Origin of the sequence: Ruegeria sp. HKCCA5839 (assembly GCF_013035585.1) — a bacterium.
Lineage (GTDB): Bacteria > Pseudomonadota > Alphaproteobacteria > Rhodobacterales > Rhodobacteraceae > Ruegeria.
The window spans coordinates 227184-252898 of record NZ_WQIE01000003.1 but is presented as its reverse complement, the minus strand read 5'-3'; the positions used below and the strand labels follow the sequence as shown (position 1 = coordinate 252898).

25 protein-coding genes are annotated in these 25715 nt (G+C 54.9%); 12 read left to right on the top strand and 13 right to left on the bottom strand.

All coding sequences use genetic code 11. The annotated features are described in order from the left end of the window. The first annotated feature begins 1 nt into the window (after window position 1). From GOV38_RS10830 to GOV38_RS10820, 3 genes are read left to right on the top strand one after another with little or no spacing between them, the layout of a single operon-like run. Entirely contained in the window at window positions 2–1759 is a 1758-nt protein-coding gene (locus tag GOV38_RS10830; RefSeq protein ID WP_171209832.1) for an L-aspartate oxidase, read from the top strand. Then, window positions 1756–2712 carry a fumarate hydratase gene (locus GOV38_RS10825; RefSeq protein ID WP_171102668.1) on the top strand — a complete coding sequence of 319 codons (957 nt, stop codon included), beginning with the start codon at window positions 1756–1758 and terminating at the stop codon, window positions 2710–2712. The genes GOV38_RS10830 and GOV38_RS10825 overlap by 4 nt, the downstream gene beginning before the upstream one ends. Then, on the top strand, window positions 2709–3377 hold the full coding sequence (locus tag GOV38_RS10820) for a fumarate hydratase C-terminal domain-containing protein (protein WP_171209833.1): 669 nt from the start codon (window positions 2709–2711) through the stop codon (window positions 3375–3377). Before GOV38_RS10825 ends, GOV38_RS10820 begins: the two co-directional genes overlap by 4 nt. 388 nt (window positions 3378–3765) lie before the next feature. Here the strand turns inward: GOV38_RS10820 and GOV38_RS10815 are convergent, their stop codons facing one another. Beyond that, the gene (locus GOV38_RS10815) at window positions 3766–4512 is read right to left on the bottom strand and encodes a sulfite exporter TauE/SafE family protein (RefSeq protein ID WP_371808535.1); all 747 of its coding nucleotides are present in this window, start codon (window positions 4510–4512) and stop codon (window positions 3766–3768) included. Window positions 4513–5427: 915 nt separating this feature from the next. Between GOV38_RS10815 and GOV38_RS10810 the strand changes: the two genes are divergently transcribed. Beyond that, on the top strand, window positions 5428–5835 hold the full coding sequence (locus tag GOV38_RS10810) for a cupin domain-containing protein (protein ID WP_171209834.1): 408 nt from the start codon (window positions 5428–5430) through the stop codon (window positions 5833–5835). Between the two features lie 194 nt (window positions 5836–6029). Here GOV38_RS10810 and GOV38_RS10805 read toward each other — a convergent pair whose 3' ends face one another. Then, window positions 6030–6242, bottom strand: coding sequence for a hypothetical protein (locus tag GOV38_RS10805; RefSeq protein WP_171209835.1), 213 nt, complete (start codon window positions 6240–6242; stop codon window positions 6030–6032). Between the two features lie 447 nt (window positions 6243–6689). On the opposite strand from GOV38_RS10805, the gene GOV38_RS10800 reads away from it, so the two are divergent. The 3 genes from GOV38_RS10800 (at window position 6690) to GOV38_RS22570 (ending at window position 8190) form a co-directional block, all read left to right on the top strand. Next, window positions 6690–7235, top strand: a complete 546-nt coding sequence (locus tag GOV38_RS10800) for a YdeI family protein (RefSeq protein WP_171209836.1) — start codon at window positions 6690–6692, stop codon at window positions 7233–7235. A 276-nt stretch (window positions 7236–7511) separates the two neighbouring features. Next, a complete protein-coding gene (locus GOV38_RS10795; RefSeq protein ID WP_171209837.1) occupies window positions 7512–8015 on the top strand; it encodes an aggregation factor core in 504 nt (167 codons plus the stop codon). Then, on the top strand, window positions 7939–8190 hold the full coding sequence (locus tag GOV38_RS22570; RefSeq protein ID WP_371810522.1) for a tryptophan-rich sensory protein: 252 nt from the start codon (window positions 7939–7941) through the stop codon (window positions 8188–8190). The genes GOV38_RS10795 and GOV38_RS22570 overlap by 77 nt, the downstream gene beginning before the upstream one ends. 287 nt (window positions 8191–8477) lie before the next feature. Here the strand turns inward: GOV38_RS22570 and GOV38_RS10785 are convergent, their stop codons facing one another. The 7 genes from GOV38_RS10785 to GOV38_RS10755 all read right to left on the bottom strand — a co-directional run bounded on the left by GOV38_RS10785 (window position 8478) and on the right by GOV38_RS10755 (window position 16654). After that, window positions 8478–9320: an alpha/beta fold hydrolase gene (locus tag GOV38_RS10785; RefSeq protein WP_171209839.1), complete on the bottom strand. Its 843-nt coding sequence runs from the start codon at window positions 9318–9320 to the stop codon at window positions 8478–8480. A 77-nt stretch (window positions 9321–9397) separates the two neighbouring features. After that, on the bottom strand, window positions 9398–10792 hold the full coding sequence (locus GOV38_RS10780; protein WP_171209840.1) for an alpha/beta fold hydrolase: 1395 nt from the start codon (window positions 10790–10792) through the stop codon (window positions 9398–9400). Window positions 10793–11005: 213 nt separating this feature from the next. Further along, window positions 11006–12475 (bottom strand): lipopolysaccharide assembly protein LapB, encoded by a 1470-nt coding sequence (locus tag GOV38_RS10775; RefSeq protein ID WP_171209841.1) that lies wholly within the window; start codon window positions 12473–12475, stop codon window positions 11006–11008. A gap of 453 nt (window positions 12476–12928) precedes the next feature. Beyond that, window positions 12929–13948, bottom strand: a complete 1020-nt coding sequence (locus GOV38_RS10770) for a hypothetical protein (RefSeq protein ID WP_171209842.1) — start codon at window positions 13946–13948, stop codon at window positions 12929–12931. Between the two features lie 4 nt (window positions 13949–13952). Further along, window positions 13953–14933 (bottom strand): GTP-binding protein, encoded by a 981-nt coding sequence (locus GOV38_RS10765; protein WP_171209843.1) that lies wholly within the window; start codon window positions 14931–14933, stop codon window positions 13953–13955. A 4-nt stretch (window positions 14934–14937) separates the two neighbouring features. Beyond that, window positions 14938–16410 carry a guanitoxin biosynthesis MBL fold metallo-hydrolase GntH gene (gene gntH / locus GOV38_RS10760; protein ID WP_170473967.1) on the bottom strand — a complete coding sequence of 491 codons (1473 nt, stop codon included), beginning with the start codon at window positions 16408–16410 and terminating at the stop codon, window positions 14938–14940. Window positions 16411–16420: 10 nt separating this feature from the next. Beyond that, the gene (locus GOV38_RS10755; protein WP_171209844.1) at window positions 16421–16654 is read right to left on the bottom strand and encodes a hypothetical protein; all 234 of its coding nucleotides are present in this window, start codon (window positions 16652–16654) and stop codon (window positions 16421–16423) included. 99 nt (window positions 16655–16753) lie between these two features. On the opposite strand from GOV38_RS10755, the gene GOV38_RS10750 reads away from it, so the two are divergent. The 3 genes from GOV38_RS10750 (at window position 16754) to GOV38_RS10740 (ending at window position 19182) form a co-directional block, all read left to right on the top strand. Further along, window positions 16754–18091, top strand: a complete 1338-nt coding sequence (locus GOV38_RS10750; protein ID WP_171209845.1) for a hypothetical protein — start codon at window positions 16754–16756, stop codon at window positions 18089–18091. Window positions 18092–18446: 355 nt separating this feature from the next. Further along, window positions 18447–18710: a YjhX family toxin gene (locus GOV38_RS10745; protein ID WP_171213005.1), complete on the top strand. Its 264-nt coding sequence runs from the start codon at window positions 18447–18449 to the stop codon at window positions 18708–18710. 7 nt (window positions 18711–18717) lie between these two features. Further along, window positions 18718–19182 (top strand): GNAT family N-acetyltransferase, encoded by a 465-nt coding sequence (locus GOV38_RS10740; RefSeq protein ID WP_174860045.1) that lies wholly within the window; start codon window positions 18718–18720, stop codon window positions 19180–19182. A 183-nt stretch (window positions 19183–19365) separates the two neighbouring features. Here GOV38_RS10740 and GOV38_RS10735 read toward each other — a convergent pair whose 3' ends face one another. Next, window positions 19366–20244 (bottom strand): LysR substrate-binding domain-containing protein, encoded by an 879-nt coding sequence (locus GOV38_RS10735; protein WP_171209864.1) that lies wholly within the window; start codon window positions 20242–20244, stop codon window positions 19366–19368. Between the two features lie 97 nt (window positions 20245–20341). On the opposite strand from GOV38_RS10735, the gene GOV38_RS10730 reads away from it, so the two are divergent. Continuing rightward, window positions 20342–21046, top strand: a complete 705-nt coding sequence (locus tag GOV38_RS10730; RefSeq protein WP_171209865.1) for an SDR family oxidoreductase — start codon at window positions 20342–20344, stop codon at window positions 21044–21046. Beyond that, on the top strand, window positions 21036–21287 hold the full coding sequence (locus GOV38_RS10725; protein WP_171209866.1) for a DUF6552 family protein: 252 nt from the start codon (window positions 21036–21038) through the stop codon (window positions 21285–21287). The genes GOV38_RS10730 and GOV38_RS10725 overlap by 11 nt, the downstream gene beginning before the upstream one ends. A 670-nt stretch (window positions 21288–21957) precedes the next feature. On the opposite strand, the gene GOV38_RS10720 is transcribed toward GOV38_RS10725, so the two are convergent. The 3 genes from GOV38_RS10720 to GOV38_RS10710 form a co-directional block, all read right to left on the bottom strand. Further along, window positions 21958–22479 (bottom strand): DUF2478 domain-containing protein, encoded by a 522-nt coding sequence (locus GOV38_RS10720; RefSeq protein WP_171101929.1) that lies wholly within the window; start codon window positions 22477–22479, stop codon window positions 21958–21960. Window positions 22480–22593: 114 nt separating this feature from the next. After that, window positions 22594–24660 (bottom strand): proline/glycine betaine ABC transporter permease, encoded by a 2067-nt coding sequence (locus GOV38_RS10715; RefSeq protein WP_171209867.1) that lies wholly within the window; start codon window positions 24658–24660, stop codon window positions 22594–22596. Continuing rightward, on the bottom strand, window positions 24657–25706 hold the full coding sequence (locus GOV38_RS10710) for a betaine/proline/choline family ABC transporter ATP-binding protein (RefSeq protein ID WP_171209868.1): 1050 nt from the start codon (window positions 25704–25706) through the stop codon (window positions 24657–24659). Before GOV38_RS10710 ends, GOV38_RS10715 begins: the two co-directional genes overlap by 4 nt. Window positions 25707–25715 lie beyond the last annotated feature (9 nt).

Below are 25715 nucleotides of genomic sequence, written 5' to 3'. Positions count from 1 at the left end.
CATGAAAGTTTCTGACATTGAACGCCACGACACCGACATTCTTATCCTCGGCACCGGAGGCGCTGGCTTGTTCGCTGCACTTCACGCCCAGCAGACGGCACCAGAGGGGACGAAAATCACCATCGCGGTGAAGGGCTTGATCGGAAAATGCGGCTGCACTCGAATGGTTCAGGGCGGGTACAACGTGGCCCTTGGGGGCGGCGATACGGTTGAACGGCACTTCATGGACACGATCAACGGCGGCAAATGGCTGCCCAATCAGGACATGGCATGGCGCTTGTGTGAGCAGGCCGTGGTCCGCATTCGCGAGTTGGAAAACGAGGTCGGGTGTTTCTTTGACCGCAACGCGGACGGGTCGCTACACCAAAAGGCATTTGCCGGACAAACGGCGGACCGGACGGTTCACAAGGGTGATCTGACGGGGATCGAGATCATCAATCGGCTGATGGAAAAGGTCCTCGCCTCCGGTGTTGAGAAACTGCAAGAACACCGCGCGGTGGGTCTGATCCCGACCAAAGACAGCCGTGCGATGGCGGGCGTTCTGATGATCGACATGCGGACTGGCAAGTTCCGTCTGGTGCGTGCCAAAACGGTGATGATGGGCACGGGCGGCGGGCCGACCATGTACAAATACCACACTCCATCCGGTGACAAGACCATGGATGGTCTGGCCATGGCTTTGCGTGCGGGGCTAACTTTGCGGGACATGGAAATGGTGCAATTTCACCCAACAGGACTGCTTGCCGGGGATCATACCCGCATGACCGGCACCGTTCTGGAAGAAGGCCTGCGCGGCGCTGGCGGACGGCTCATCAGCCACACTGGTCAGCGGTTCATGTTCGATTATGACGACAGAGGCGAACGTGCCACCCGTGATGTGGTCAGTAGGGGTATCTATGCCGAGATGCGCAAGAACAACAACCCCGAACAAGAGGGCGTATTCATCTCAATGGCACATCTTGGGCCGGATAATGTGCGTAAGAAGTTTAGAGGCATGGTAAACCGCTGCGCTGACAGCGGCTTTGATCTGGCCGCCGGTAAGGTCGAAGTTGTGCCAACGGCGCATTACTTCATGGGCGGCGTCGTCGTCGATGTCGACACGCGCACAGAGATGGAGGGGCTCTATGTCGCCGGCGAGGACGCCGGCGGCGCCCATGGGTCCAACCGCTTAGGCGGGAATGGTGTGGCCAATTCCACTGTCTATGGTGGTATCGCAGGCGACACGATGGGGCGCGATGTGGCAGGCATGAGCCTACGTGACCCAGACGAAGATGTGCTGGCGGCAGAGTTCGAACGCGCCATCTATCCGCTGAGCCGCAAGCCGGATCTTGTCCTACCGCTGCGAAAGCAGTTGCAGAATATCATGTGGGACGACGTGGGTGTCATGCGCACCGAGACTGGCATGAAGCGCGGGTTGAAAGGGATAGCAAGCGTTTCTGAGGCCTTGATGGATGTAGGTGTTGAGGACAGTAGTCTTGCGTTTAACCTGACCTGGCATGACTGGCTCAATCTGCGTTCACTGTGCGATGTATCCGAGGTCATTGCCAAAGCCGGGATTGCTCGTGAAAACTCCCGCGGTGCGCATTTCCGTGAAGACTATCCAGAGCCTGGTGCGATGGAAGACAGCGCATTTACGGTCGCAACACTGCAAAACGGCAAGGTGGCCGTGAACAATGAACCCGTTCAATTCACCATCGTGCGCCCGGGCGAGACTGTCTTGCCCGAAGGTGCGCCTGAAACATTGGTTGCAGCACAATGATACCCATAAACCTGATCCAATCCACCGCCGAAACCCTGATGGACAAGGCCGCTATTGAAATCCCGCAAGACTACCTTGATGGCTTACAAGAGGCCGCTAGGACAGAAGACGGCGATCTGTCGTCATTTGTTCTCAAGGCGATGCTGGAAAATTACGAGGCCGCCAAGGAAGACCGCCGCGCGATGTGCGGCGATACTGGTGTGCCGCGCTGGTTCGTCAAGATGGGCAACGAAGCGCAGGTTGAAGGCGGTATGGTCGCACTTGAAGCCGCTCTGCGCCGAGCAACGGCGAATGCCACCAACGGTGTTCCGCTACGCCCGAACCGAGTGCATCCATTGTGGCGGACGGATCACAACAACAACGTGGGTATCGGCGCGCCGGAGATCGAATATGGCTATGAGCCCGAGGGCGCATGGGTAGATCTGATCACCGTCCACAAGGGCGGGCTTTTTGGTTCGGATTACCGGATGCTGTTCCCGTCTGACGGTATTCAGGGGATCAAGCGTTTCTACCTCGACAGCCTTATGGCTTTCGGCAAACGCGGCCTTGCCTGCCAGCCTGCCATCATCGGCATCGGGTTGGGGGGATCCAAGGATATCTGCATGACACTGGGCAAACGCGCCTCGACGTTGCGGATCGTCGGATCGCATAACAGTGATCCAGAAATCGCCAAGATGGAGGATGAATTCAAAGAACTTGGTAACTCTATCGGTATGGGTGCCATGGGGTTTGTCGGCAAGAACATGGTAATCGATTGTAATATCGAAGTTGGGTATTGCCACACGGGCGGAATGCCCATGTCGGTGCATGCGTTCTGCCTAAGCTCGCGCCGCGCCGTCGCCCGCATCCACGCGGACGGGAAAGTCGAACATCGCACGGACCCAGACTGGTTCACCGACTATCAGCGTCGTGAAACCATTGACTGGGAACCTGTGCGGGAGGCAGCAGAATGAGCGCACCACGTGAAATCATCCTGTCCACCACACCCACCGACGAAGAAATCGCAGATCTGCGCCTGGGCGATGTCGTCTACCTTGATGGCCTGATGTACACAGCTCGAGAAGGTGTCTATATGCGCGCGTTAGAGGATAAGGCGAATATCCCGATGGAATTGCCCTCCCAATCCGCCGCCAACTTCCACTGCTCACCCGCCGCTCGAATCAACCCGGATGGGTCTTTTGACATGGGCGCTGTGACGGCGACGGCATCTTTCCGCTTTGCCAAATGGTTGCCTGAATGGATGGCCAAGACCGGGGCAAAGTTGATCGTCGGCAAGGGCGGCATGACATCGAAGGACTACAAAGAATACTTCGTGCCTAATGGCGCAGTCTACCTGTCGACCGTCGGATACGGCACGGGTGCGCTTCTTGGGCGCGGCGTTGAGAATGTGGAGGCTGTGCACTGGAACGAGGAACTGGGCCTCGCGCAGGCGATGTGGGTTCTTAAATGCAATCGCATGGGCCCCTTCATCGTCGCCTCCGACATGTACGGCGACTGTCTTTTTGAACGGGAAAACGCAAAAATCGCTAAGAACGTAGCACGGCTCTACGAAGGCACCAGGCCTGCAACCCTTAAACGCTACGGCGAAAGTGATGACCGCACAGATGAGGTCATTTGAAGGTATGCCTATCGATGCGCACAAAGATGAGGTCGCACCGGAATCGGAGTGCCTCATACCATTGTTTATCCTAGTGACATTGGCGAAATCAGATCGACCGATGTCCGTGGCTGACATAGGTAAATCCTTGGATGTAGAGACAGCGATGCTGTAACCGCATTTCGAGGCATTGGAAGTGCAACAGTTCATCCAGAGTTCTGGATCGCAGAGTGTCTTTGTTTTGTCATAGATTGGTGATGCTTTGTACGGCGTTAGGAACCGGTGATTTCACTTAGGGCGCTAACCTTCAGGCAACTGGCATGTGAAATACGGTCAAGTATTCGGCGATATTCAGGGTACCTGCAATTTCTCACATTCGCGCGAAGACCTTTCATTAGGGTACCTCGAATTAAGTAATCAGCGCGCGCAGCATAAGAATGATGCCCGACAGAAACATCATTGCGATGATCAAGCGACGAAATTGATCATCGTCCAGCCGCTTGAACAACGTGATCCCGATTTGAGCAAAGATCATCGTTACAGGAAGCGCTAAGCCGATGAGTATCAAAGTATCCCACGAATAGGCTCCATTGAAAGCAAACATGATACAAGCGAGCGCCAGTACAGCCACGTTAAAAGGCTGAAGCACGGCACGGGTTTCAGCCTTAGACCAAGGGCGCATGGCGCACCACATCGTCGGCAATGCGCCCGACAAAGATGCGGCACCTCCAAGTAAACCACCAAAGAATCCGATGATACATTCGATTATTGGTAAGGGGCGTTCGAGTTTTGGCAACGTGGTGCGGAAAGTGAAGAATCCGCCATAGAGCAGCATGAAACCTGCGATGATCATCTTAAGTGTCTCCACCGGAATGTACGAAAGAGCTGCTACGCCCATCGGTATCCCTGGAAGAGCGGGCAGCAAGAAGCGCGCAAGGCGCCTTGGCTGATCTGCAATGGACCTTCGTACCAACCAAACGCCTTGCAAACCGCTGGCGACGGACATCACAACAACCACTGAAACCGCCTGAACCGGCGGCATGACATTTAGCCAGAAGCCAAGTGAAAATAGAGCTGTTCCGAATCCCGCCAATCCGTTGATGAGCCCACCAGCTGCCGCCCCCATGAGAAGGTAAACATAGAGCTCAGTTGGCAATTGCAATGTCCTTAATTTCAAAGCCCAGCGAGATAAAACGTAGTCTTAATAGACTATGAAGACGCCCAGCAATTTTGCGCGCTTTCGCCACCAATTCCAAGCCCAATCGACAGCGATTGCGGTTTTGGTTGCAACCGACAAAAATTCTTAACGCCCCGTATTTCTCTCTGAATCTTCATCCTCCCACCGATGCTGGCCGGTGGCACCAAACTTTGGGTGATTTTCAACTGCTTCCCCTCGTAGTTCATTTTGCTCGGTCTGATTCCGTACAGCACACTCAGCCAATTTGCCTCGGTGCCAAATCGCGATCTTAGTGGTGCTGTAGCGGTAAATAACGAACATGATTTTGATCTCAACGCTTCCCATGGCTATGCAAAACCCTTTGGCGCTAAAAAGTCCGTATTGTCGGCGTCTTTCGATTCTAAACACAATTCGGAGAAAGCTCGGTCTCAGGTCTAGCAAGATCAACACTCATGAATGGCCAGATTGACGACACGCGCTGCGTTGCATCAGCACATGTGCCGCAGCCGCGAACAAATGCTGCGCTAGCAAAGCGCGAAAAGCGAATGTCGGGAAGGTCCGCATGTGAGACGCTCGAACCCGGCGCAGCGAAGGTCCGGTTTGGATTTCGGCCATTTTGACTATTTTGAATGACCGCTTTCGGGGAATCGCGCGGCGGTGGAGCGATCAGCTACGAAATTCGGCTATCGCGAGGAGGCCGATTTTGCGGCATCAGCAACCGGCAGAAATGTCCGAAACTCGGACGTTGGTCCTGTTCAAACCGTTGAGCAGTTTCAGTTGCTTTCTGAGTATTCGACAATGGTGCTCAGATGGCCGCGTCGACTCGGCGCGCCTCTGGGTTTGAAATCGGAACACTGCTAAGTCCCCAAGAGCAGCGCAACGAAGGAGCACATCATGAAAATTCACCGCGCCGGGGACCGGCCCTCTCAATTTCCCGGCAATGAGTATTTCACCGGCACGGTCCGCTTTGATCCCGTTGTGACAGGGAATGATCCCTCGCCGGTCAAGATCCTCACGGTGACTTTTGAGCCCGGCGCACGGACAGCGTGGCACACACACCCTGCCGGTCAAACGCTGCATGTTTTGTCGGGCGTGGGCCTAGCTGCGTCTGAAGGGCAACCAGTGCAGGTGTTGCGCCCTGGCGATACGGTGTGGTTCGCGCCAGGAGAGCGGCATTGGCACGGTGCGTCGCCAGACTGTGCGATGACCCATCTGGCTGTGCAGACGTCTGTCGAGGGCACGACTGCAGACTGGATCGAGCATGTCTCAGACGAGGATTACAGCGCAGCGCGCACACAATGAAGCGCGTGAGCCCTGCCGAGCAAGTCGCAGCAGAATATACCTTCAGAATCCTTCCTGAGTTATTCGACGCCCATTAAAAGGAGGGTAACGGATTTTTTTCGCATCCTAGGCAAATGCGGCCTTCGTGTCGTTCCTGAGCGGTCTGCACGGCGCGTTTTCACTTTTCTGGATTTCTGGCTTCCTAGGCCACCCATTTACCCCGCAAAATTCCATCGTTGCAGAACGTCTCTCGCCCGTGCCATTTTCTGCGCGTTGGCCACAACCTCATGCGCTCCGTCGAGCACCTCATCATCAAGCAGAAAAGGCTCCTCGTACCCACATGCATTACAGGCAGCTTTCTCACCCGTAATCACCGTATCCGGCGATCCACATTCCGGGCATCGAGCCTGGACGTCATCGTTGAACATATTTCGACCTCTCCTTCGACTACCGATTGGCAGAACCGGGTCCACCCGCCAGCATCGCTGATTGGCGCATCCGCTTGAACTCGCCTGGGGTGACGGTTCCGCTGCTGACATCGATACCTTTTGGAATCCGCGCTCTCTTGTGTCCGATCGCGCGAACGCTGCCCCTCGTGATCTCCAGACATGTCGACTGGTAACATGTCAGCCCGCTTGTGTTGATTTGGATGGCAGACTGACCGTTCGCGTCAGTGACCAACGGAGCCTGGGGAGGTGGGCTGCACGCTGAAACCAGCAAAGCGAACCCAAAATAAACCCATCTGTTCACACGAAATTCCCTTTTTCTCAAAGATAGGCCGGCATCTGTTCAGTCAAATCTGTCGGATGTCAGCTTCAAGCCACCATAGGCGACCTTACGGTTGCTCGCCGTAAGCATGAACACTATGGTGGCGCATGACTGATATTGAGATTACATCCCGTGATCAGCTGTGGGAGTGGCTGAGCACGCATTTTACCCAACGAGATAGCGTCCGCCTGATCACGTGGAAGTCGGCACATCCGCAGAAATATGTCAGTCGGGGAGAGGTGCTGGATGCGCTGATCGCGCATGGTTGGATTGATGGAAGACGATTTATGATCGATGAAGACCGGACGTCGCAACTGATCAGCCCGCGAAAACAGCAAGCTTGGTCCCAAAGCTACAAGGACAGAGCAGAGCGCCTTAGGCAAGCAGGCTTAATGCACCCCGCAGGAGAGGCGTCCATACAATCCAGTAAGGCATCAGGATTATGGAACTTTTTTGATGACGTCGATGCTCTGATTGTGCCAGACGATTTATCGGGTGAGTTGGACATGGACAAATGGGAGCAATTGCCCCCGTCTTACCGACGCAACGTCCTTCGCTGGATAAAGATTGCCAAGAACCAAACAACGCGCCAGCGGAGGATCAACAAGACGGTCGAAACAACGCATGCTGGAAAAAGAATGCAGCAAATGTAACGCCTTCTGGTTTGCCTTTGGTTTTCAATCGCAATCTGAGATTTCGTGGTGAATGCGTGTGGACACCAAACGAGCCTGCGCTGAAGACGAACCCGTTGTTTTGCCGTCCTATCAGACTTGGCACGGTGGTCTGGTGGACTCGGGGATCGATTTAAGTGCGGTGCATGGGAATTCGATAGGACCTGTTGGCTGAACCGCTATATTCAAAAGGCACAAGTCTGATCCAAGGAAGCTGCCAGAGCGTATTTGTCAGGTACATGTCGAAAGGAGACAAACATGATTCCGACCAGAATTATTGCGATGTGCCTCGTACTTTTCGCAGCTACCTCGCTTCAAGCCGGAGTTCAAATTCGCTTCATAGAAGGTGCACCCAAGGACCGTTTTGTCCTGACGAATGTCGGAACGTGCGAAATAGAAACCTCGACCCTCAAAATTGACTTGTCGCAATCTGCCGGACGCCTGATTTTCGATGTCACCGAAAATGGTGCAGGAGTAGAGGTGTTCCAGCCGCTTGAATTCGTTGAGGGCGTTGAAGCACTGCGGCAAATTCCTTTGGTGGTGGACGGGCAAAATACAGTTGAACTTGAGATCGCCTCCCTCGCAGTCGGGGACAATATCGCCTTTACCATCGATGTTGATGATACAATCGGGCAACGCGAAATCACCGTAACCGGGTCTGAGATCGAAGGCGCCACAGTGTCCTATGCAGATGCAGGTGAGACCAATACTGCAACCTTCTCGTCCGAAGCGGTTGTCAACGTATCGACCCAGGACTGCTGAAAGCTGCGTTACAATGTCGAACTGGATGCTCCGCATATCATTTCTTGCACTCGTGATCGGAGGCGGCATGCTAATCGGGATATTGACCGCACCCGCCGATTGGTATGCGCAGCTTTCTAAACCTGCCTTCAACCCACCAAACTGGATTTTTGGCCCGGTTTGGACGGTGCTTTAAATCTTGATCGCTGTGGCGGGTTTCTTTGACATTATTCGAGATCGAAGTGTGTTAAAACAAACTGCAAAACTTGATTTTGGATGTCGGCTTTGGGCTGACTGCGATCCTTTGGAGCAATACTGCGAATGTCCGCAAAGTCCACGGAGCAGAAATTCGCCCAAACTCTGCGAGCGACCGCTTCGAGCCCGAAAGAGCCGTTTGGCCAGTCTTCCAACACTGCATACAAGGGCAAACGTCACCGGTGGATCGCGCAGACGCAGGCCACGCAAAGCGTACGTCGGAAACATCTATTGAAGCTCTACTGATTGATCCTGGCCTAAGAAATCCAATACTGCTTGGCAGAACTCTTCTGGCCTCTGAACGGGTAGCAAGTGTCGGGCACCTTCAATCACTTTCAACTCGCTTGATGGGATCGGAGCGTGCGCCGTATGAGCTGTTATTCTGTAGAAAGAGCGACTTTGGCTGCCCAGAGCGATAGTCACAGGCAATGCTAAATCCTGAAGGTCTTTGTCTTTGACTGGTGGTGGCGGTGGTCCAGTAAAAAGCAGCGGCAACATCCGAGCATTCTCAGTCATCACCTTCCGAACATCCGTCGAAAGCCCACTGAATGCGCCGGTCTGTGAGTTCACGCCATCCATGAATTTGTGTACCGTGCCTTCAAGAGCTCCCGCTTCGGCCAGCATTCGAGCTTGTTCGCTCATGGCAATACGATCCTGCAGAGCTGCTTGTGAAGTCTTCTTGTCCGCGACAAACGTTGCCAACGCAGGTTCGTACAGAAACATGCGCTTAACGAGGCTAGGATCCTGGACAGCCATCGTCAGACACACCCCTGCGCCCCATGACCATCCGACAAGCGTTACGGGCTCGAGCTTCAGGCCTCGAATGAAGGCAGCGAGATCCTCAGCATGGACTTGCATGCTGAAATTCTCTCCATTGTCTGGCCATGCGTCTGTCCCAAAGTATCGCATGGTCAATCTGATCATGCGGCAGTGTTGTGCCATTAGATCCCGGTGCGCATCCCAAACTCGGTGATCCGCGTTCGAACCGTGAACGAACAGGACAGGGTCTCCCTCGCCGTCTTGGGCGTAAGGCAATCTTACTGCATTGATCGAAACTTTGTCTTCTATCACGGTAGTGAACGACCCTTATTGCGTCTGTTTGTGGAAGAATAACTGCGCAACAATCCGGGCGCGATCGAAGCAATAGCTCAGCTGTGTTCGGCCAAGAAAGCCAAAGCGTCTCTTTCAAAACGTGGCCACTCTGGATCGTTGTCCGGGATGGTATGGTTAGAGCTTTCGTAGGCGATGAACTTCGCGTTGGGCAATCCCTTTGCAAACAATCGGCCTTGTTCGACTGGTTGCATCCTGTCACCTGTCCCATGACAAACAAGGCACGGAACCTCGACCTTGGACAATATCGGTGTGATATCGATATTATCAATCACGCCGCGATATCGCCCCATGTTTTCGGGTGAAATCATCTCGCGCATATCTTCGGCATATTGCCGCTGTTCTTCATGGCTCGCGCCCGGCACGATAATTTGCGCCATTAAATCGCGCAGAGACGGATAATCATCGTCCCAACCGGCAGTCATCATTTGTTTAATTGCGGTAGCGCGTTTCACATCTTTTTGTGACGTTCTCTTTGCCCGACCAATGGGGAACCCACCTATCATTACGATCGCAGACACGCGGTCAGGCCGGCGCGCTGCGAAGGCGGCTGCCACCGCGGATCCCTGCGATATCGCAAGGATTGGCGCGCGCTTGATACCCGCTGCGTCGAAAACGGTTTCCAAGTCATCAACGAACCGTTCGAACGTGCATGTTGCGGCGATCCAGTCAGATAGACCGTTGAGCCTGGCATCAAAACGGACCAAACGATGTCGTTGAGCGATGGAAGTGTAAATTGGAGCTTTCCCCGGGTTGCGCCAGTCAAGCTCCAAGTGTCCAATCCAACTTGGCGCCTTTACGACCGGAGGACCGTCTCCAACTGAGCTCCAGGCCAGACTAATGTTGTCGTCAGTTTTGCAAAACCGAATTTCCTGTGTTTTGGAGAAGTTAGCGCGCGATTTGGACACATGTTCATCGGTGAAGTTGATCGACAACACTTCGATCGGCTGTTCAATGCCTTTGAACGTGTGTAGCCCTTCTCGGCGCAAACGTTTAGCGTAATCCGCTCCGGCAAGATCACAAAGTACCTTTGAGGCCAGAATGCCCCCGGGTTCAGCTGACGATTGGAGCCGCGCAGCGATGTTGACTCCATCTCCGAAGATATCGTCGCCGTCGACGGTGACGTCGCCGACGTGCAAACCCGCTCTAAGCTGGATACGTTCCGGAACCAGATAAGGATGGTCTGGCTCTCTCAACTCGGTTTGAATTGCAATTGCCGCTTCTAGGGCGTTTCCTGCTGACGGAAATTCAATCAATGCTCCGTCGCCCAACAGTTTGACCACCCGGCCAGATTTTTGTTCAACGATCGGCGTTACCAAATCGCGGTACAAGGTGTTCAGTGTTTTGAGAAGTGGCTTGGAGCCACCCTGCATCATCCGACTGAAGCCGACGACATCGAGAGACACGATTGCAGCAAGGCGAAGTTGACTCATTGTTACTTCCCGAGGTGTATCTCGAGGACAATATCATGTTCATGCTTTGTTAGAACCGGCAACTTGCCCAGTACCTGTATTTATGCTCGCAAACGGCGGCTTCGTCCGCATGGCAGTCGTTCGGGTCATGTTCGCTATGTGGCTGCTTTTGCCCAAATCGGTCGATGCTGCTGCAAAAAACTACAAAGCACCGACCAAGTGTGTTTTTGCCACTTATTGAAGTGCCGCGAGGCTTCTTGCTCTGTTTGGAGAAAGATCCAGCGTCGCCCGATAAGCGACCGCAGCTTCATTGGGTTTTCCAAGCTCCATCAGCATGTCCCCAAGAAGTTCTCGAGCCGGAAGGACGTGGCCGGGTGTGACCGGGCTTTTGCCAATCTTATCCTCGAGATCAGACGCGGCTGCCTGCTTAGCAAATGCGGTCTCAGAGTCCCCACCCGCCAGTTCAATCCAGGCTTCCACCGACATGATCTGTGCTTCAGTCAACTGCGCCCAATAGCCCTGCTCACGCTCTTTCATCACAGCGTGCAAAGACTTGAGCTCGGCAAGCGCACTCTTCGCTGTATCGACATCACCGCTGCGGGCAGCTCCGATACCGATCGCGAACCACCGCATGGCAACAGTTTGTGGAAATTTCTCCCATGGAATTACCGGATGCATCTCAGGCGACAGTGCCGCCGCGACGTCCCATTGTCCCTGCTCAAGAGGCAGGCGAACGGGTGCAGCCGCTAACGCATATGCGCTTCCGAAACTGGCCTGATGATTTTGAATTTCGAGCATTTCGTCGACCAGCCCTGCAGCTTCGTCTGTATTCCCAAGTTGTAGGTGGCCGTAAACCATGTAGTCGATCGCATGCGCATAGTGGCTTTGTATCACGTCCTTTGATTGCTCAAGAGCTGCTTCGGCGGACCGGCTGTTCAGATCAATTGATTTTTCCCATTCTCCTGTTCGTGTAAATATATGAGCGGGCATATGCAGCGCATGTGGAGCGCTTGGAGCCGTTTTATCGTAAATCTCGGCGTACGGCCTGCCTCGCTCCTTGAGTGGCGGATTGTCATAGGCGTGGATCGCGTAGTGAATGACGCCAGGATGTTCTGGTGCCTTTTGATGAAGCGCGTCCAGCGTATCTCCCACCTGCGATTTTACTTTGATTCCGTCGGCCCCTCGCGGCGCCGTTGCAAGGCGCGCCAGCGCCGCAAACGCCGCGGCGTCCAAGTCGTCTGCATGTTGGTCCGCAGCTGCAACCTGTTTCTCCGCCCACGATTTAAGCTGAGCGCGGTAGCCTTCCTGGCTTGAGGCGTAGAAAGCCACGGCGGCGTCGATCAATGCTTGTTCAACGGCGCTTTCGGAGGACATTGACGCGAGTTTTTCTGCTGCAGCAGAGCCTCTCTCTGTTTCGGCTTCACTGGGAGTGCCCGGCCAAAGAGGATGAAAGTTCGACATCGCGATTCCCCACTGTGCCATGGAACAAGTTGGATCCGCGGACGCTGCTTTGTTGAACGCTTCTTCGGCTTGAATGTACATCATGTTGTGAATGAGATTCAGACCTTCGTTGAAAGCCTGGTCCGCTTTTGGGTTGCATGTCGTCTGGAAATTAGCCTCCGCCGAGACTGCGGGCACGAAAACAAAAAACGAGCTAATACAGGCGACAAAAGTATTGCGGGCTTTGGTTTGCAAATGCTGCATCTATCGTCTCCACATTAAATATTGTCCGAAATTGTTTGAGCGTATGGCTCGGCGGCATCATACACAAAATTGTGCGATGTGTCCGAACAGTCAGCTGAGCGGTGATGCGCTCTGTTCGATCGAATATTTTCTTCCGCGGCGTATCAGCGTTATCCGCTGAGCAGTCGTTCAAGAAAAGCAAACGTGCCGCAGCGCAGCTAAGGGCAGCTTAGTCCTGCATTGCGGTCGTTCGCGGCAACTTGCTTGAACGTCTACTTTGCGGACTTTGCAGACATCCGCAGTATTGCTCCAAAGGACTGCAGTTCAGCCCAAAGCGGACCTTCAAAACCGAGTTTGCAATGTCCGAGAGGCGAACAAGTCCGTTCATTCGCATTTACCGCTGCAATACCCGCAACCGGTCCGGCCGGGCATTTTCGGCTAAAAGTCCAGCCGAACAAACCTTAAAGCAGTTTGTTAATTGGGTTTTGAAACAAATACGCTGGTTTCTGGGTTCAGATCATCATTCGGATCCGTCAAAATGCCAGCTGGAAAGGAAACCGAGATAGGTCGATCCTTAGTATCAAGGCAGAGCATGTGGTTATTGTCACCGTCACCCAGATCGGCAAGTTCGGCGGGCGCAACTGTGCGTTGAGATCCATCTTCGGCCTCTACGACGATCCTGTACAGATCACGTTCCGCATCGCCAGGCTCCTTGCCGTTCGCCAGCGTAACGCCACCCGCCCAAGTTACCCGAATGGCCTGTACGACGTTGTCACTTGGACAAAGGCTTCCTCTGGTTCGGCGTGGCCCCAAGTTTCCGACCAAAGTCCAATCTTCAACAACCTCGGCAAAGATCAATGACGGCCCGTCTTCCAGCGGAGTCACGGCTACAGTGGCACCTCGAAAATCAAGCGTTCCATCGATGGAATGAAGGTGTCCAATAACCTCGACTTGAACCGGTGGATCCTCGGAAGCGTTCCCAATATCCCCGATGAGAAGCACCGTGCGCAACTCACCGGGATCGGTGGCAGGCAATACTGATGCGCAATGCATTGTTCCGATCTGACCTGATTTTGTTACGACTCTGAAGTCGCCAGCTTGCAAAGTTTCCAGATCTACCTCGGCAGAAAAAATAACAGGCATCCCATCTTTGCCCCTAGAACCTCTGCAAATGAGATTTGCTACTCGGGGCAACGCCTCGAGCCCGTGGAACGCAGAAAGCAACTCGGCATCTTGTCCTCCAGCTGAACTCGGCAATCCGAGATTTGCGGTTGAGTCTTCAAGCTCTCTACTTGAGACGTCCTGCGCGCGCACAGCCGTTCCCGACAGGGCAATCGCAGTGGCAAGTGCAAGCAATCTGATCGCTTGGCTCCATTTCCTAAACTGCTTAAGCAATAGGGTATTTCTCCACTTTTTGGTCCTCAGCGCTGCGGGCTTTCGAGCTGTTACGTGTTGGAATTCAAGAAAAACACGCAAACAAGTTTTGTCGAACATGCCGCTATGCGCTTGCTAACAACGCATCGGAAAGCTCGTAATCCGAAAGAGCTCCGGGTGCACCTATTGCAACAAGCCTTGTTTCGGGTTTTCGGTGGCCCCATGCGCCATCCCTTGCGATGTCCATGCGTTTTCCGACTACCTGTACAAGAATGCGATGATCCGGATCCTCCTCGCTAAAAACAAAGCCCTTGAGGCGATAAACGTCGCCTGGAAGCTTTCGAATTGCACTCCGAAGAGAAGACAAGCTTATCGGGCTTTCAGCTTTCATCATAGTTGTTGAGAAGCTGTCCGAGTGATCAGAGTGGTGGCAACCACAATCCGGTCCATGCTCGTGATGATCGGGTACTTCTGTTTCTAGCTGTTCGGCGGCAAAGCGACCAACGGAAAGAAGTATATCCAGTGGGACGTCTGCGTTGATGGCTTCGACCAGACGATATCGACGGAAGCGAGACCCAAGCCAATCGTGCACCCTTTGAACAGCTGCCCTGTCGACGAGGTCGACCTTGTTCAAAATAACCATGTCCGAGAACGCGATTTGACGGAGCTTCAGTTCCATTTGTTCCGGCGCAGAAAATAGCTGTTCCGCATCGACCAGGCACATGAGGCTGTCCAAGCGGATCATGTCCCGAAACTTTTGATCGGTGAATGTCATTGCAATTGATGACGGGTCCGACACTCCGCTTGCTTCAAGGACGATGTATTCCGGTTTCTCGGGCCGGGCGAGAACGGCCTCTACCGTTTCGATCAGGTCATCTCGGATCGAGCAGCACACGCAGCCATTTGCCAAACTCATCACATCATCTTCGAGACCGACTACCAAGTCGGCGTCAACGTTTATTGATCCAAAGTCATTCACCAGAACCGCAACCCGCAACCCGTGATTGCCGGTCAGGATGCGGTTCAAAAGTGTTGTCTTACCGGCTCCAAGAAAGCCGGTAAGGATCGTTACAGGGATTGCGGATGACGACCCAAATTCGATCATGCCGTTACTCCGCCTTCTTCTTGCGATTCGGGATGACGTCATCGACCTTGATTACGAAATCGCTGGGCCACTCGGGATCGGGAGCACGGAATACGTCAGCTGGATAGTATTCTTTCGGATCGATCTCCATATCGCGGTATTTCTGGTCCTGCTGTTCGGCACGTGATGACCGCGGTGCTGGCGGCTTGATTTCATCCGGCAACGTGATCTTGCCTTCTGCTTCCATCTTGCCCAATTCGCGGAATGGCGCGACCGAACCAGATTTTCCGGGAAGTGTCGCCTTGCGATACCAGATTGCATCTTTGGTGACGTTGACGACAGCGACGTCCAAACCCCAAGCGAACAGCCCATCATAGTGGGCACGGATTCCCGCCAGCATTTCGGCATCGATATCCTCGTCTTGCGTATAGTGGGTTACCATTGCAAGCCGTGGGCGCGCCTCAGCCATCATCTTACCGACCGCATAGTGCGATGTATGATGCGTATCGATTGTGTAGTTGAACAGCTCTTGCGGCAGGCCGTACTTGTAGGTCATCAACTGACCGATATCCTGTCCAGACATTTCGGTCACAAACACATCGACGCCTTTTCCGTATTCAAGGCTCAGTTCATCGGGGCGGCCGTCGCCGGTCCAAACAAAGCTCAGTCCGTTCCAATCCAGCCGATACCCGACTGCACCGTCTTTGGCGTGGCTACGAGGCCAGGACCGAACAGTCACGCCATCTTCGTCATAGACGATGCCGCCTTCTTGACGGAAATCGAATTCGTTAACTTCGATCTCGTAGCCGTCCCCAATCGGGAACACATCGAAGGCCTCAAGATGCCATTTGAGCATCTGCTGCATGCCTTTCACCATTCCGGCTGTACCAAGCTCCGGTGTCCGACCAGAAGGGCCGTGAATGCGCAGCGGCGTGTATCCACCAGACCAAGCCCGGAACGGGTAGATGTAAGGGATGTCTGCATAGTGATCGACATGCAGGTGTGTGATGAAGATGTCGTTGATCAACTGCCCCGGAACCTGCATCCCGATAATGTTGCGGACGCAGCCCGAGCCAAAGTCGAAGAAGAACCTCTTTCCATTACCCAATTCGACCATAATGCAAGTCCCAGCCTGATCTTCGCGGGGCGGAAAGGGCGTCGAACCACAGAACGATATCCGCATTTCGTCGGGCCCGAGGTCCTCGGAAAGCGGGAAATAGTTCGCATTCGAGCCCGTCATGTATTTGGTAGGACGGAAGTACTCCGGCAGAGTGATGCCCCCGGCAGGCCTGCCGCCGTACGGGTTCTTTAGGCTTTCGCCTAGTGGCCCATCACCGGGGTGCGCCTGTGCAGTTCCTGTACCGTAGCTAACGGCACCGGTTGCGACCGCACCTGCTGCCAGTCCCTGCATAACGTGTCGCCGGGAAGGGTTTTCGATGTCGTCAGATTTCTGGATCTGTTCGTTCTTAAGTTCTTTGCCGTTGTCTTCTTTTGTCATGGCTGTGCCCTCAGTTGGAAATGCTACGAAAGTTGCGCTTCATCATCCGGCGAAGCTCGTTCACGAGTTCGGATCTGATGTGGGCCCATTCCGCGCGCTCTTTGGCTGTGATCGATGTGTCATCCAACAGCGCAGTAACTTTCTTTAGGTCTTCGATTGCCTCGTTGAGTAACGCATCCGTTTCGGTACGCCCTGAAAGCGCATCGGAAAGATCTGGAAGCTCGTCACTCTGTTCCCAAGTCACTGGATAATCCCCGGTTCCCACTATCTATTCTCACATCAAGATGAGTGCGGTTGACGACATGCGCCAAGTGAGTCACCGTGAGTTGGGGGTGAGTTTGCTTTGAACCAAGCTAATGAATTGCCGATAGATCAAGATGTTGCACCGCCATCGCCGGAGCTTGTCCGACAGGCACTTCAGAGCGTTGTCTCCAGCGTCGCGTTCCAGGCTTCGCCTCGACTCCAACAATTTCTTACATACGTGGTCGAAGAAACTCTCGCGGGTCGTGGTACCCAGATCCGGGGTAAAGCAATCGCGGTCGAAGTCTACGGTCGGAGTATTGATGGCACTGGTGGTCGAAACCTTGTCCGCGTCGAAGCCAGGCGCCTGCGGCGACTGCTGCATGAGTTTTATGAAGATCAATGGGACGGTGAGGGAGTTCGAATTTTTGTTGATTCCGGCGGATACAAGCCACGGTTTTCGCAAGGAAGAAAGACAGGAAGCGACGACTCAACCGCTCAGGACAGCGATCTGATTGGTGGGAATCAACGTCTGGTACAACTGCTGCCAATTGGGCTGGGTTGCCTAGTGTTGATTGCGGTGGCTGGCTTTTGGTTCACTCGGGATAACAAGGTAGCTTTGCCCTCAGCCCAATCTATCGAACAGGCTGAGCGAACTGCTCTTGGTGAGCAATCTTTGACAAGGCTTCAGGCGGCTAATCTTGCGGATCAAGCCCGAGGGATGTTTTTCCCTGTTTTTGATATCAAGCGCCAGCAAATAGCACTGGGAATGTTTCAGCATGCCGCGGAGCTCGACCCCGCACTCTCCGACGGTTATGCCGGATCGGCACAGGTCCTGGCGACTTTGGCCATGCTGTCCCCTGATGAGGCACAAAGAGACGACCTTTTTAGCCAAGCTGCCGAGATGTCGGGAATAGCGCTTGATCTATCTCCCACTGATGCGTGGGCAAACGGTGCAAATGGTTGGGTTTTGGCCGCCCAAAACAATCCAGTCGAGGCTATGAAATACGCAAGACTTTCGGTCAAGCTTGCGCCGAATGATGGTCACATTCTGGATCTTGTCGGCATCACCGCCATCATGGCGAACGCTCCGGATCTTGCGGCTGAGGTCAGCAATCCAGAAAGACTAAGGTCAGGATCGGGCCGCTTTGGCGCACGAAATATTTGGGGTGTATCGCAACTGATGCTCGGGAATTACAAAAAGGTTGTCGAAGCTTTTCAAGGAGCGCCCGCAGCCGGTGCGCCTGTAAGTGCTCCTTCCCTCCTATTCCAAGCCGTTGCGCAAGATCAGTTGGGACATACCGAAGAAGCTCAGCGACTTATCATCGAAATGCGCAAAACGTGGCCGGAGTTTCCATCTGAGTTTCTGGCCGGCAGGATTTTCCAAAATGATGACGCAACGCGGCAAGCGATACTGGATACTCTGATCAGATACCGATGAAACGCGTCGCATGTTTGTCGACGCAAAGTCTGCTTTCCGCGCATAGCTGTCATTGGGGCAACGCGCAGCACCGGCCAAAGTGGGCTCGGAGCAGACGTTCGGCAGAATTCAGTGAATGTCTGCTACGTGGACATTGCTGCCATTGACTTTGGTTTTCCGAATGTCCGCTTGCAAAACGGTACTTGTCGTACTAGCTCACTTTCACCTGCTGCACGAACGCAGGGCGATGGAGAATTTATGTCTACGATTGCGGCCCGCCGCTAAGGTCCACCTGATTGGACCAACTTGAACCAGAAGACTTCTGCGCGAGATGCTGGAAGCCTTTTCTGCTGACATAAACTAAAGAGACAATCTGTTGAATATCTCAAAACACGAACAGCGTGTTTTGCACGTTCTGGCGCAAGGTGTAGCCATCCATTTTGAGCGTATGGCGAACGGCAAAGTGTGCGAAGTTTCATGCTTCACCAGCGACGGCCACGTATTGGCTGATTGCTCGCTAAAGCTCTTTGACCGCCTGAAGAAACGGCGGCTCATCAAATCTGAAAACGGACGACCCTACCGCGCCACAAGGCTCGGCATTCGCTCCGTGAACCCTCAATACGACAACCGATCAGGATAAACAGAAAATGACAAACACAATCATTAAAGCGACTTCAACCGACGACATTGCAGGACTTCAGGCAGTGCTGGATGGGACAGAGCTTTTCCCGAGCGAAATGCTCCCAGACATGCTGGCGCCATCATTGGCAGGCGAAACAGAAGCCTTTTGGCTGACCTGCCATAGCGACGGAGAAGCTGTGGGCCTGTGCTACACAGTGCCCGAGGAACTCGCCGACGGGACGTGGAACATGCTCGCCCTCGCGGTGCACCCTGATTTGCAAGGCAAACGGCTGGGGGCGGCATTGGTAAGTGCAGCCGAGCAGCGCCTAAAGGAAAAGGGGCAACGCATCTTGATTGTAGACACGTCCGGCACGGACGACTTTGCATTGACGCGCAAGTTCTACGCTCAGAATGGCTATGAAGAAGAAGCACGTATCCGCGACTTTTGGGCCGATGGCGACGACAAGGTGGTCTTCCGCAAAGCGCTTTAAACGGCAAAGCCCTCCGCCATTGTTGTGGCGGGGGCACTTCGTAGCCGACATTCGCTACGATGCAACAACTCGGTAAGTTTGGGCTCAGAGCAGTCATTTACGCAATCGCGACGAATGACCGCTCTGCGGACTTTGCTGCCGTTCATCCCGATGGTCTGAAAGACCGCTTAGGTTCCTAGGCAGTCAGTTATCTTCGGCCGAGCGCGCCTTAAGCCACGTCACGACATTGATGACCGTCTCGCTGTTCTTGGCTGTTCGCGGCATGAGGACATAGAAATCACTTCCACCCGCGTCCAGCGCTGCGCCAACCTCGACCAAGCGTCCAGCCGCAAGGTCATGAGCCACCAGAAACCGGCTTACTAAGGCCAGACCTTGCCCGGCGATAGCGGCATCGACCGCAAGAGACGTTTGGCTCAGACGAAGGCGCCGAGGCGACTGTTCCTGTACACCCAAATGCGCGAGGTAGCTGGGCCATTGGTCGTGGGTGTCATGGATCTTCGGCATACTTGCAAGTTTATCTGGTTCAAGAGGAGTGTCACCCATGTCCCCAAACTGCGGCGCAGCGACCGCGATCAGCGATTGCCTGAACAAAAGCGTTACGTCCAGTGACGCGCCAAACGGCGGCGATCCCTGACGCACTGCAAGGTCAATCCCGTCGCTGTGGAAGCTGGAAACTCTTTCGGTCGCCATAATCCGCAAATCGATATCAGGATGGGCTACGGTGAAGTCCGGCAGATTGGGGATCAGCCATTTCGCAGCAAAGGTCGGTGTGACGCTGATGACGACTTTGTTTGGCTCCGGCTTCAATTCTGCCGTTGCGGATCGAAGGTCAGCGAAGATCCCCGCAATCCTGTTGTGATAGCTGCGCCCGACCGATGTGAATGCCAGACCCTTTGGAACACGCTCAAACAAGATCAGATCAAGATGCGCTTCTAGTTGGCGCACGTGCTGTGCAACAGCCCCTTGCGTAACGCCCAATTCATCAGCGGCAGAGCGGAAACTGAGGCGGCGGCCTGCAGCATCAAACGCACGCAAACTGTTGAGCGGGGGAAGTTCAGTCATTCTGCAATAGTATTTCTACTGTCATGTGACATCAATTCTGAATCGAAATTTCTCAGATAACAGACAATTTGGGAATCAACCAGAAAGGATTCTCGATATGACAGTAGAAAAAGTAGCTTTAATTACAGCAGGCGGAAGCGGCATGGGTGCAGATGCAGCACGCAAACTGGCAGAAGATGGCTTCAAAGTTGGCATCCTGTCCTCGTCCGGCAAAGGTGAGGCACTCGGTGGCGAACTTGGTGGCTTTGGCGTTACTGGCTCTAACCTTGATGGAGAAGCGCTGAACGCTTTGGTCGAAGGTGCGAAGGATCGCTGGGGTCGCGTCGATGTCTTGGTGAACTCTGCCGGCCACGGACCAAAAGGTCCGGTTCTCGAAATCAGCGACGACGACTGGCATCAAGGTATGGAAGTCTACCTGATGAACGCGATCCGTCCGACACGGCTTGTCACCCCCTTGATGCAGGCGCAGGGCGGCGGAGCAATCATCAATATCTCAACCTTCGCGGCATTCGAACCTGATCCTCTTTTCCCCACGTCGGGCGTCTTCCGGGCCGGGCTCGCCGCGTTCACAAAACTCTATTCCGACAAGTACGCGACAAAGAACATCCGCATGAACAATGTTCTTCCGGGTTTCATCGACAGCCTGCCCGAAACCGAGGACCGTAAAGCGCGGATTCCTATGGGGCGGTATGGCAATGCCTCTGAGGTCTCGTCCTTGATTTCGTGGCTCGCCTCAGCGGAAGGCGGCTACATGACAGGGCAAAACCTGCGCATCGACGGTGGGTTAACCCGTGCCGTCTGACATCTTGGCCTTCGCGTCATCGCGCGAGCGCCTGGTTTTCGCGGTCAAGTGGGGCGCATCCGCCGTTCAAATCATGGGATACACCGCGACGGGGTTTGGCTGGACGCCTTGGAACCTCTACTTGTTTCTTGTGGGTGTCGTGGGGTGGTTCGCAGTCGGCGCACTGTGGAATGACAAAGCGCTCATGCTTGTCCACCTTGTCGCCCTGGGCGCAATGATTACTGGAATGGCAAGCGGCTGATGAGCAAGAGCAGTCATTCGGGCGTTGCGTAGCATCTGGGAGGTTTGGGCTCGAAGTGGACATTCGCCGCGCCAGGCATGAATGACTGCTCTGCGGGACAAAGTTGCCGTTTATTGCCACTGGCAATCGCTTTGTGAAATCGCAGAAGTTGCAGTTGCGCACGCTGCTCTGGGCCGAACTGCCAGAAGACGAGGAAGACGGCGGCCTCAAGGAACTTGGCATCCCAGGCTTCCGGTGATCGAATTGGCTGTATTAGTTTCGGCCCTTGGCGCGATCCCTGTTCCCGGCAATCGCTTCCCTGTTCACACCGGCGCAATCCCTGTTCCAATGCGCAAAATCCCCTGTTCCTGAAAGAACAGGGAATTGCCCCCTAAACCCCTGTAAAACGTCATTTAATCTGAGCAGAAATCGGCGGAATTGGCGTTTCCGAGGCCAAAACCTCAGATTTTCCCTGTAAATTCCCTGTAAACAGGGAAATCCGAGGCAGAGACCGGTTCGCCGAAGACTGCGACCACCACCACTTCTCTTAACCACATGACACCTTTCATTACAGGTGCCACCGATGGTGCTCGCAAGGTCTTGGCCTCAAATACTTGCAAGCCTGTCAACTCCTCCGCCGGTGCACAGACCGTGCGAGCTAACAGCCAACTTCGGGTAGATCAGCAAAGGGTCAAACTTCAGCCGCACGTGTTGCGTCGACACGGTCAAACCAGTCGACGATTGCGTCTCCGTTTGGCTCCAGTTGCTCGGCCTGACCGCCTGTGAAGTCTTTGAATTTTTCGGCATTCAGACCGTTTACACCAAGCAACACTGGTATGCCCAAAGCCAGCGCCTCGCCGATGACCGGGCGGAACCCGCGCCCGTCTGCTTCGTGCTTGCCGAATTTATTGATGATCAACAGTTGCGGCGCTTGTGACAACGACCCGCTGACATAGCCGACCGCCTGCTCCAACGCTGCGGGATCCAGGCGACAGCCGCGCGAATGCGACCCAAGCGATTGCGAAATGCGAATTGTATCGCCATCAGGCAAGACCCGCAGGTCCATGTCACATTTGGCATCGTCGGCGCATTCCGTATTGGTCTGGACCACACCCGACAATAGGATACCACGCGTCAGAAGACGTTCGGCCACAGCGCTCAGCAGGCGATCGGTAGCGCCGCGATCCGTGGTTGTGACATAGGCCAGGTGCATCAGTTGGCTCCGTTGGTTCATTGCGTGACGGTCCAAATAGCACGGAACAACACAGTCGACCAGTTTTTGCAGAATGGAATCAGGCAGGGCGACGGTATCGCCCCTGCCTGTTACTCAAAGCCCCAACGCCTTCCGGCGCTCTTCCGCAAAGCCCTGAACCATGCGGTCGGCGATCAAAGCCAGAATGGCCATTGCGGCCCCTGCCGAGACCCCAAGCCCCACATCCGCCTGGCCCAGCGCCAGATAGATGGATTGGCCCAGCCCCGTCGTTCCGATCAGGGCAGCGATTACCAACATGGCAAAGGCATAAAGGATCGTCTGGTTCAGCCCCAGCAGAATGGTCGGTGCGGCATAAGGCGCGCGCACGTCGCGCATGATCTGCCACTCGGTCGCGCCGCTCGAGATTGCGGCCTCCATCATCTCGTCAGGCGTGTTGACCAGCCCGTGCCGCGTATAACGGATCATCGGAACAATCGCGTAGGCACAGATCGCTAGAAAGGCAGAAAACTCGCCAATCTGGAACACCATCAGGACCGGGATCAGGAAGACAAACAGCGGGATCGTTTGAAGCATGTCACAAATCGGCCGCACAACCTTCCAGACCGGCGCCCAGACAGCGCTGGCCAGACCGATCAACCCGCCAAAGACCGCGCAGCTAAAGACCGCCGCACCACTTAAATACAGCGACAGCAAAGCCCGTTCCCACAGGCCGGACACCAAAATTGTGCTGAGCAGCCCCACCGACAGAGCAGCCAGACGCAACCCGCCCGCAACATAGCCCAAGGCCGCTGCTCCGGTCAGGACAAAGGGCCAGGGTAGGTTCGAGATACCGGTTTCCAGAATACCGATCAGGATCATTACGATCAGCCCGCCGGTCAGGTGACCACGCCAGGCCATCAGGCCAGCAATCACAGCGCCAACAGCAAACAGCCCAAAGCTCATGCCAGAGGTCCATTGGAACCCCCAGGTGAACGGCAAAACAGCCTGGTCCAGACCAATGCGCAGTGGCAGCAGCACATAGAACAGCGAGTTGTTCTTGAGAGCATCCAGCCAGGGCCCGTTGTTCTGGGTAAAGGCGGTCAAGCCGCTGTCAACAGCCTGGGCCATCGGGTCCAGTACCGTCAATTCCGAGGGGTTGGGCAACCAATTGCGGAACGCCACGGTGAACAGAACCGCAAAGCCCAGCATCGCCCACACCACGCGGCGGTCATAGCGTTTTCGTTCGGTCGCCAAGGTGCCGCTCATCCGGTCAATGACCACAGCAAACACCACGATCACCAACCCGGCCATCAGGGATTCGCCAAATTGCGCCTTACGCATGGTCAGAAGAACTTCCCAACCGATATCGTTGAACCCGCCGATCACAGCCGCGATGATCACCATGGACAGCGCCGCCATCAGGCATTGGTTCACACCCACCATGATCTGCGTCGTGGCGGCTGGAATTTCGACCTGAAACAGCTGTTGCAACCGCGTGCCACCGGACATGATGGCCGCTTCCTTGATCTCGGGCTCGACCCGTTCCAGCCCCAGCAGCACGTTCCGGGCCATGGGGGGTGCCGCATAGATGGCCGAGGCGATCAGGCCAACAACCGGGCCAAACCCAAAGAGCAGCAACAAGGGCGTCAGATAGGCAAAGGTCGGCACGGTCTGCATGATGTCCAGAACCGCCTGCACGGCGCTTTTGACGCGTGGGACTTCATTGGCCAGAATGCCGATGCCCCCGCCCATGATCAGCGCGACCGGCACGGATACGGCCACAAGCGCCAGCGTGTTCATGCTTTCGGCCCAATAGCCCGAGGCCAGCACAAAGCTGAGCCCTAAAAAGCCCAAAGCGGCCATAGGCAAACCACCCAGATACCAGCCCAGCGCCGTCACGATCCCGATCACAATCGGCCAAGGCGTGTTGCCAAGAACAAAATTGGCCCAATTCATCGGGTAGGCCATCAGGTCCGAAAACATGCGCATTGCCGGTTTGATCAGATTCAGAAACCAATCGAGGAAAGCTCCAACCCATTTCGTCGCAGGCAGTTCCCATGCCGCAGGCCATTTGACCAACCAAGGGGCGACGCCTTCGAGCGCGAGGCAGACGGCGCCGACAACCACCGTGATCAGCGCGGCTTTGGCACCAGTTGTCAGATGAAGTGAAGGCTGCGTCGGCAGATCTGTAACGGCCGTCATGCCTCGTCCACCTGCAACGCGGCGGCCAGATCAGACGGGTTCACAGTGCCGACAACCTTGCCATCGGCATCGCGCACCGGAACCGGCTCATACAGCTCCATACACCGCGCCAGGGCGGCATCCAGCGTCATGGCAGTTGTCAGCCCCGGATCATCAGGGCCCTGCGCCTCACCCTCTCGCATGACCGAGGCGACCTTGGCATGCTGGCCTTTGGCCACATCTTTGGAAAACTCGCGCACATAGTCATCGACGGGGCGCAACACGATATCCGTCGGCGTTCCAATCTGAACAATCTTGCCGTCGCGCATGATCGCAATGCGGTCAGCCAGTTTCAGCGCCTCTTGGATATCATGAGTGATGAAAACGATGGATTTCTTCAATGTCGCCTGAATGCGCAGGAATTCGTCCTGCAACTGGCGGCGGATCAGCGGATCGAGCGCCGAGAATGGCTCGTCCAGAAACCAGATATCGGGGTTCACAGCCAGGCTGCGTGCAATCCCCACACGCTGCCGCTGCCCCCCGGACAGTTGGCGAGGAAAGCTGTCTTCACGCCCTTCCAGCCCAACCAGTGAGATCACCTCTTGCGCGCGGGCCAGACGTTCCTTGCGGCCAACACCTTGCACGCGCAGCGGGTAGGCTACGTTTTCGGCAACGGTCATATGCGGGAAAAGGCCAAAATGCTGGAACACCATTCCCAGCTTTTTGCGGCGCAGCTCGGTCAGCTTTTTCTTGGAGGCCCCGACGACATTCTCTCCATCCACCCGGATTTCGCCACCGGTGCCCGGCAACAGCTGCGAAATGCAACGGATCAATGTGGATTTGCCCGAGCCGGACAGGCCCATGATGACAAACAGCTCGCCTTCCTTGACCTCGAAATTGGCGTCCTGCACAGCCGGGATAAACCCGTTTTCGCGAAGATCAGCGGCGGCTTTGTCAGCGTCATTCCCTGACCGAGACAGCGCGTCGGTCAGGGCTTTTTCGGCGCCATTGCCAAACACCTGCCAGAGGTTCTGGCAGGCGATGGCTGGCGGGTTCGTTTCAGTCACTAATGCAAG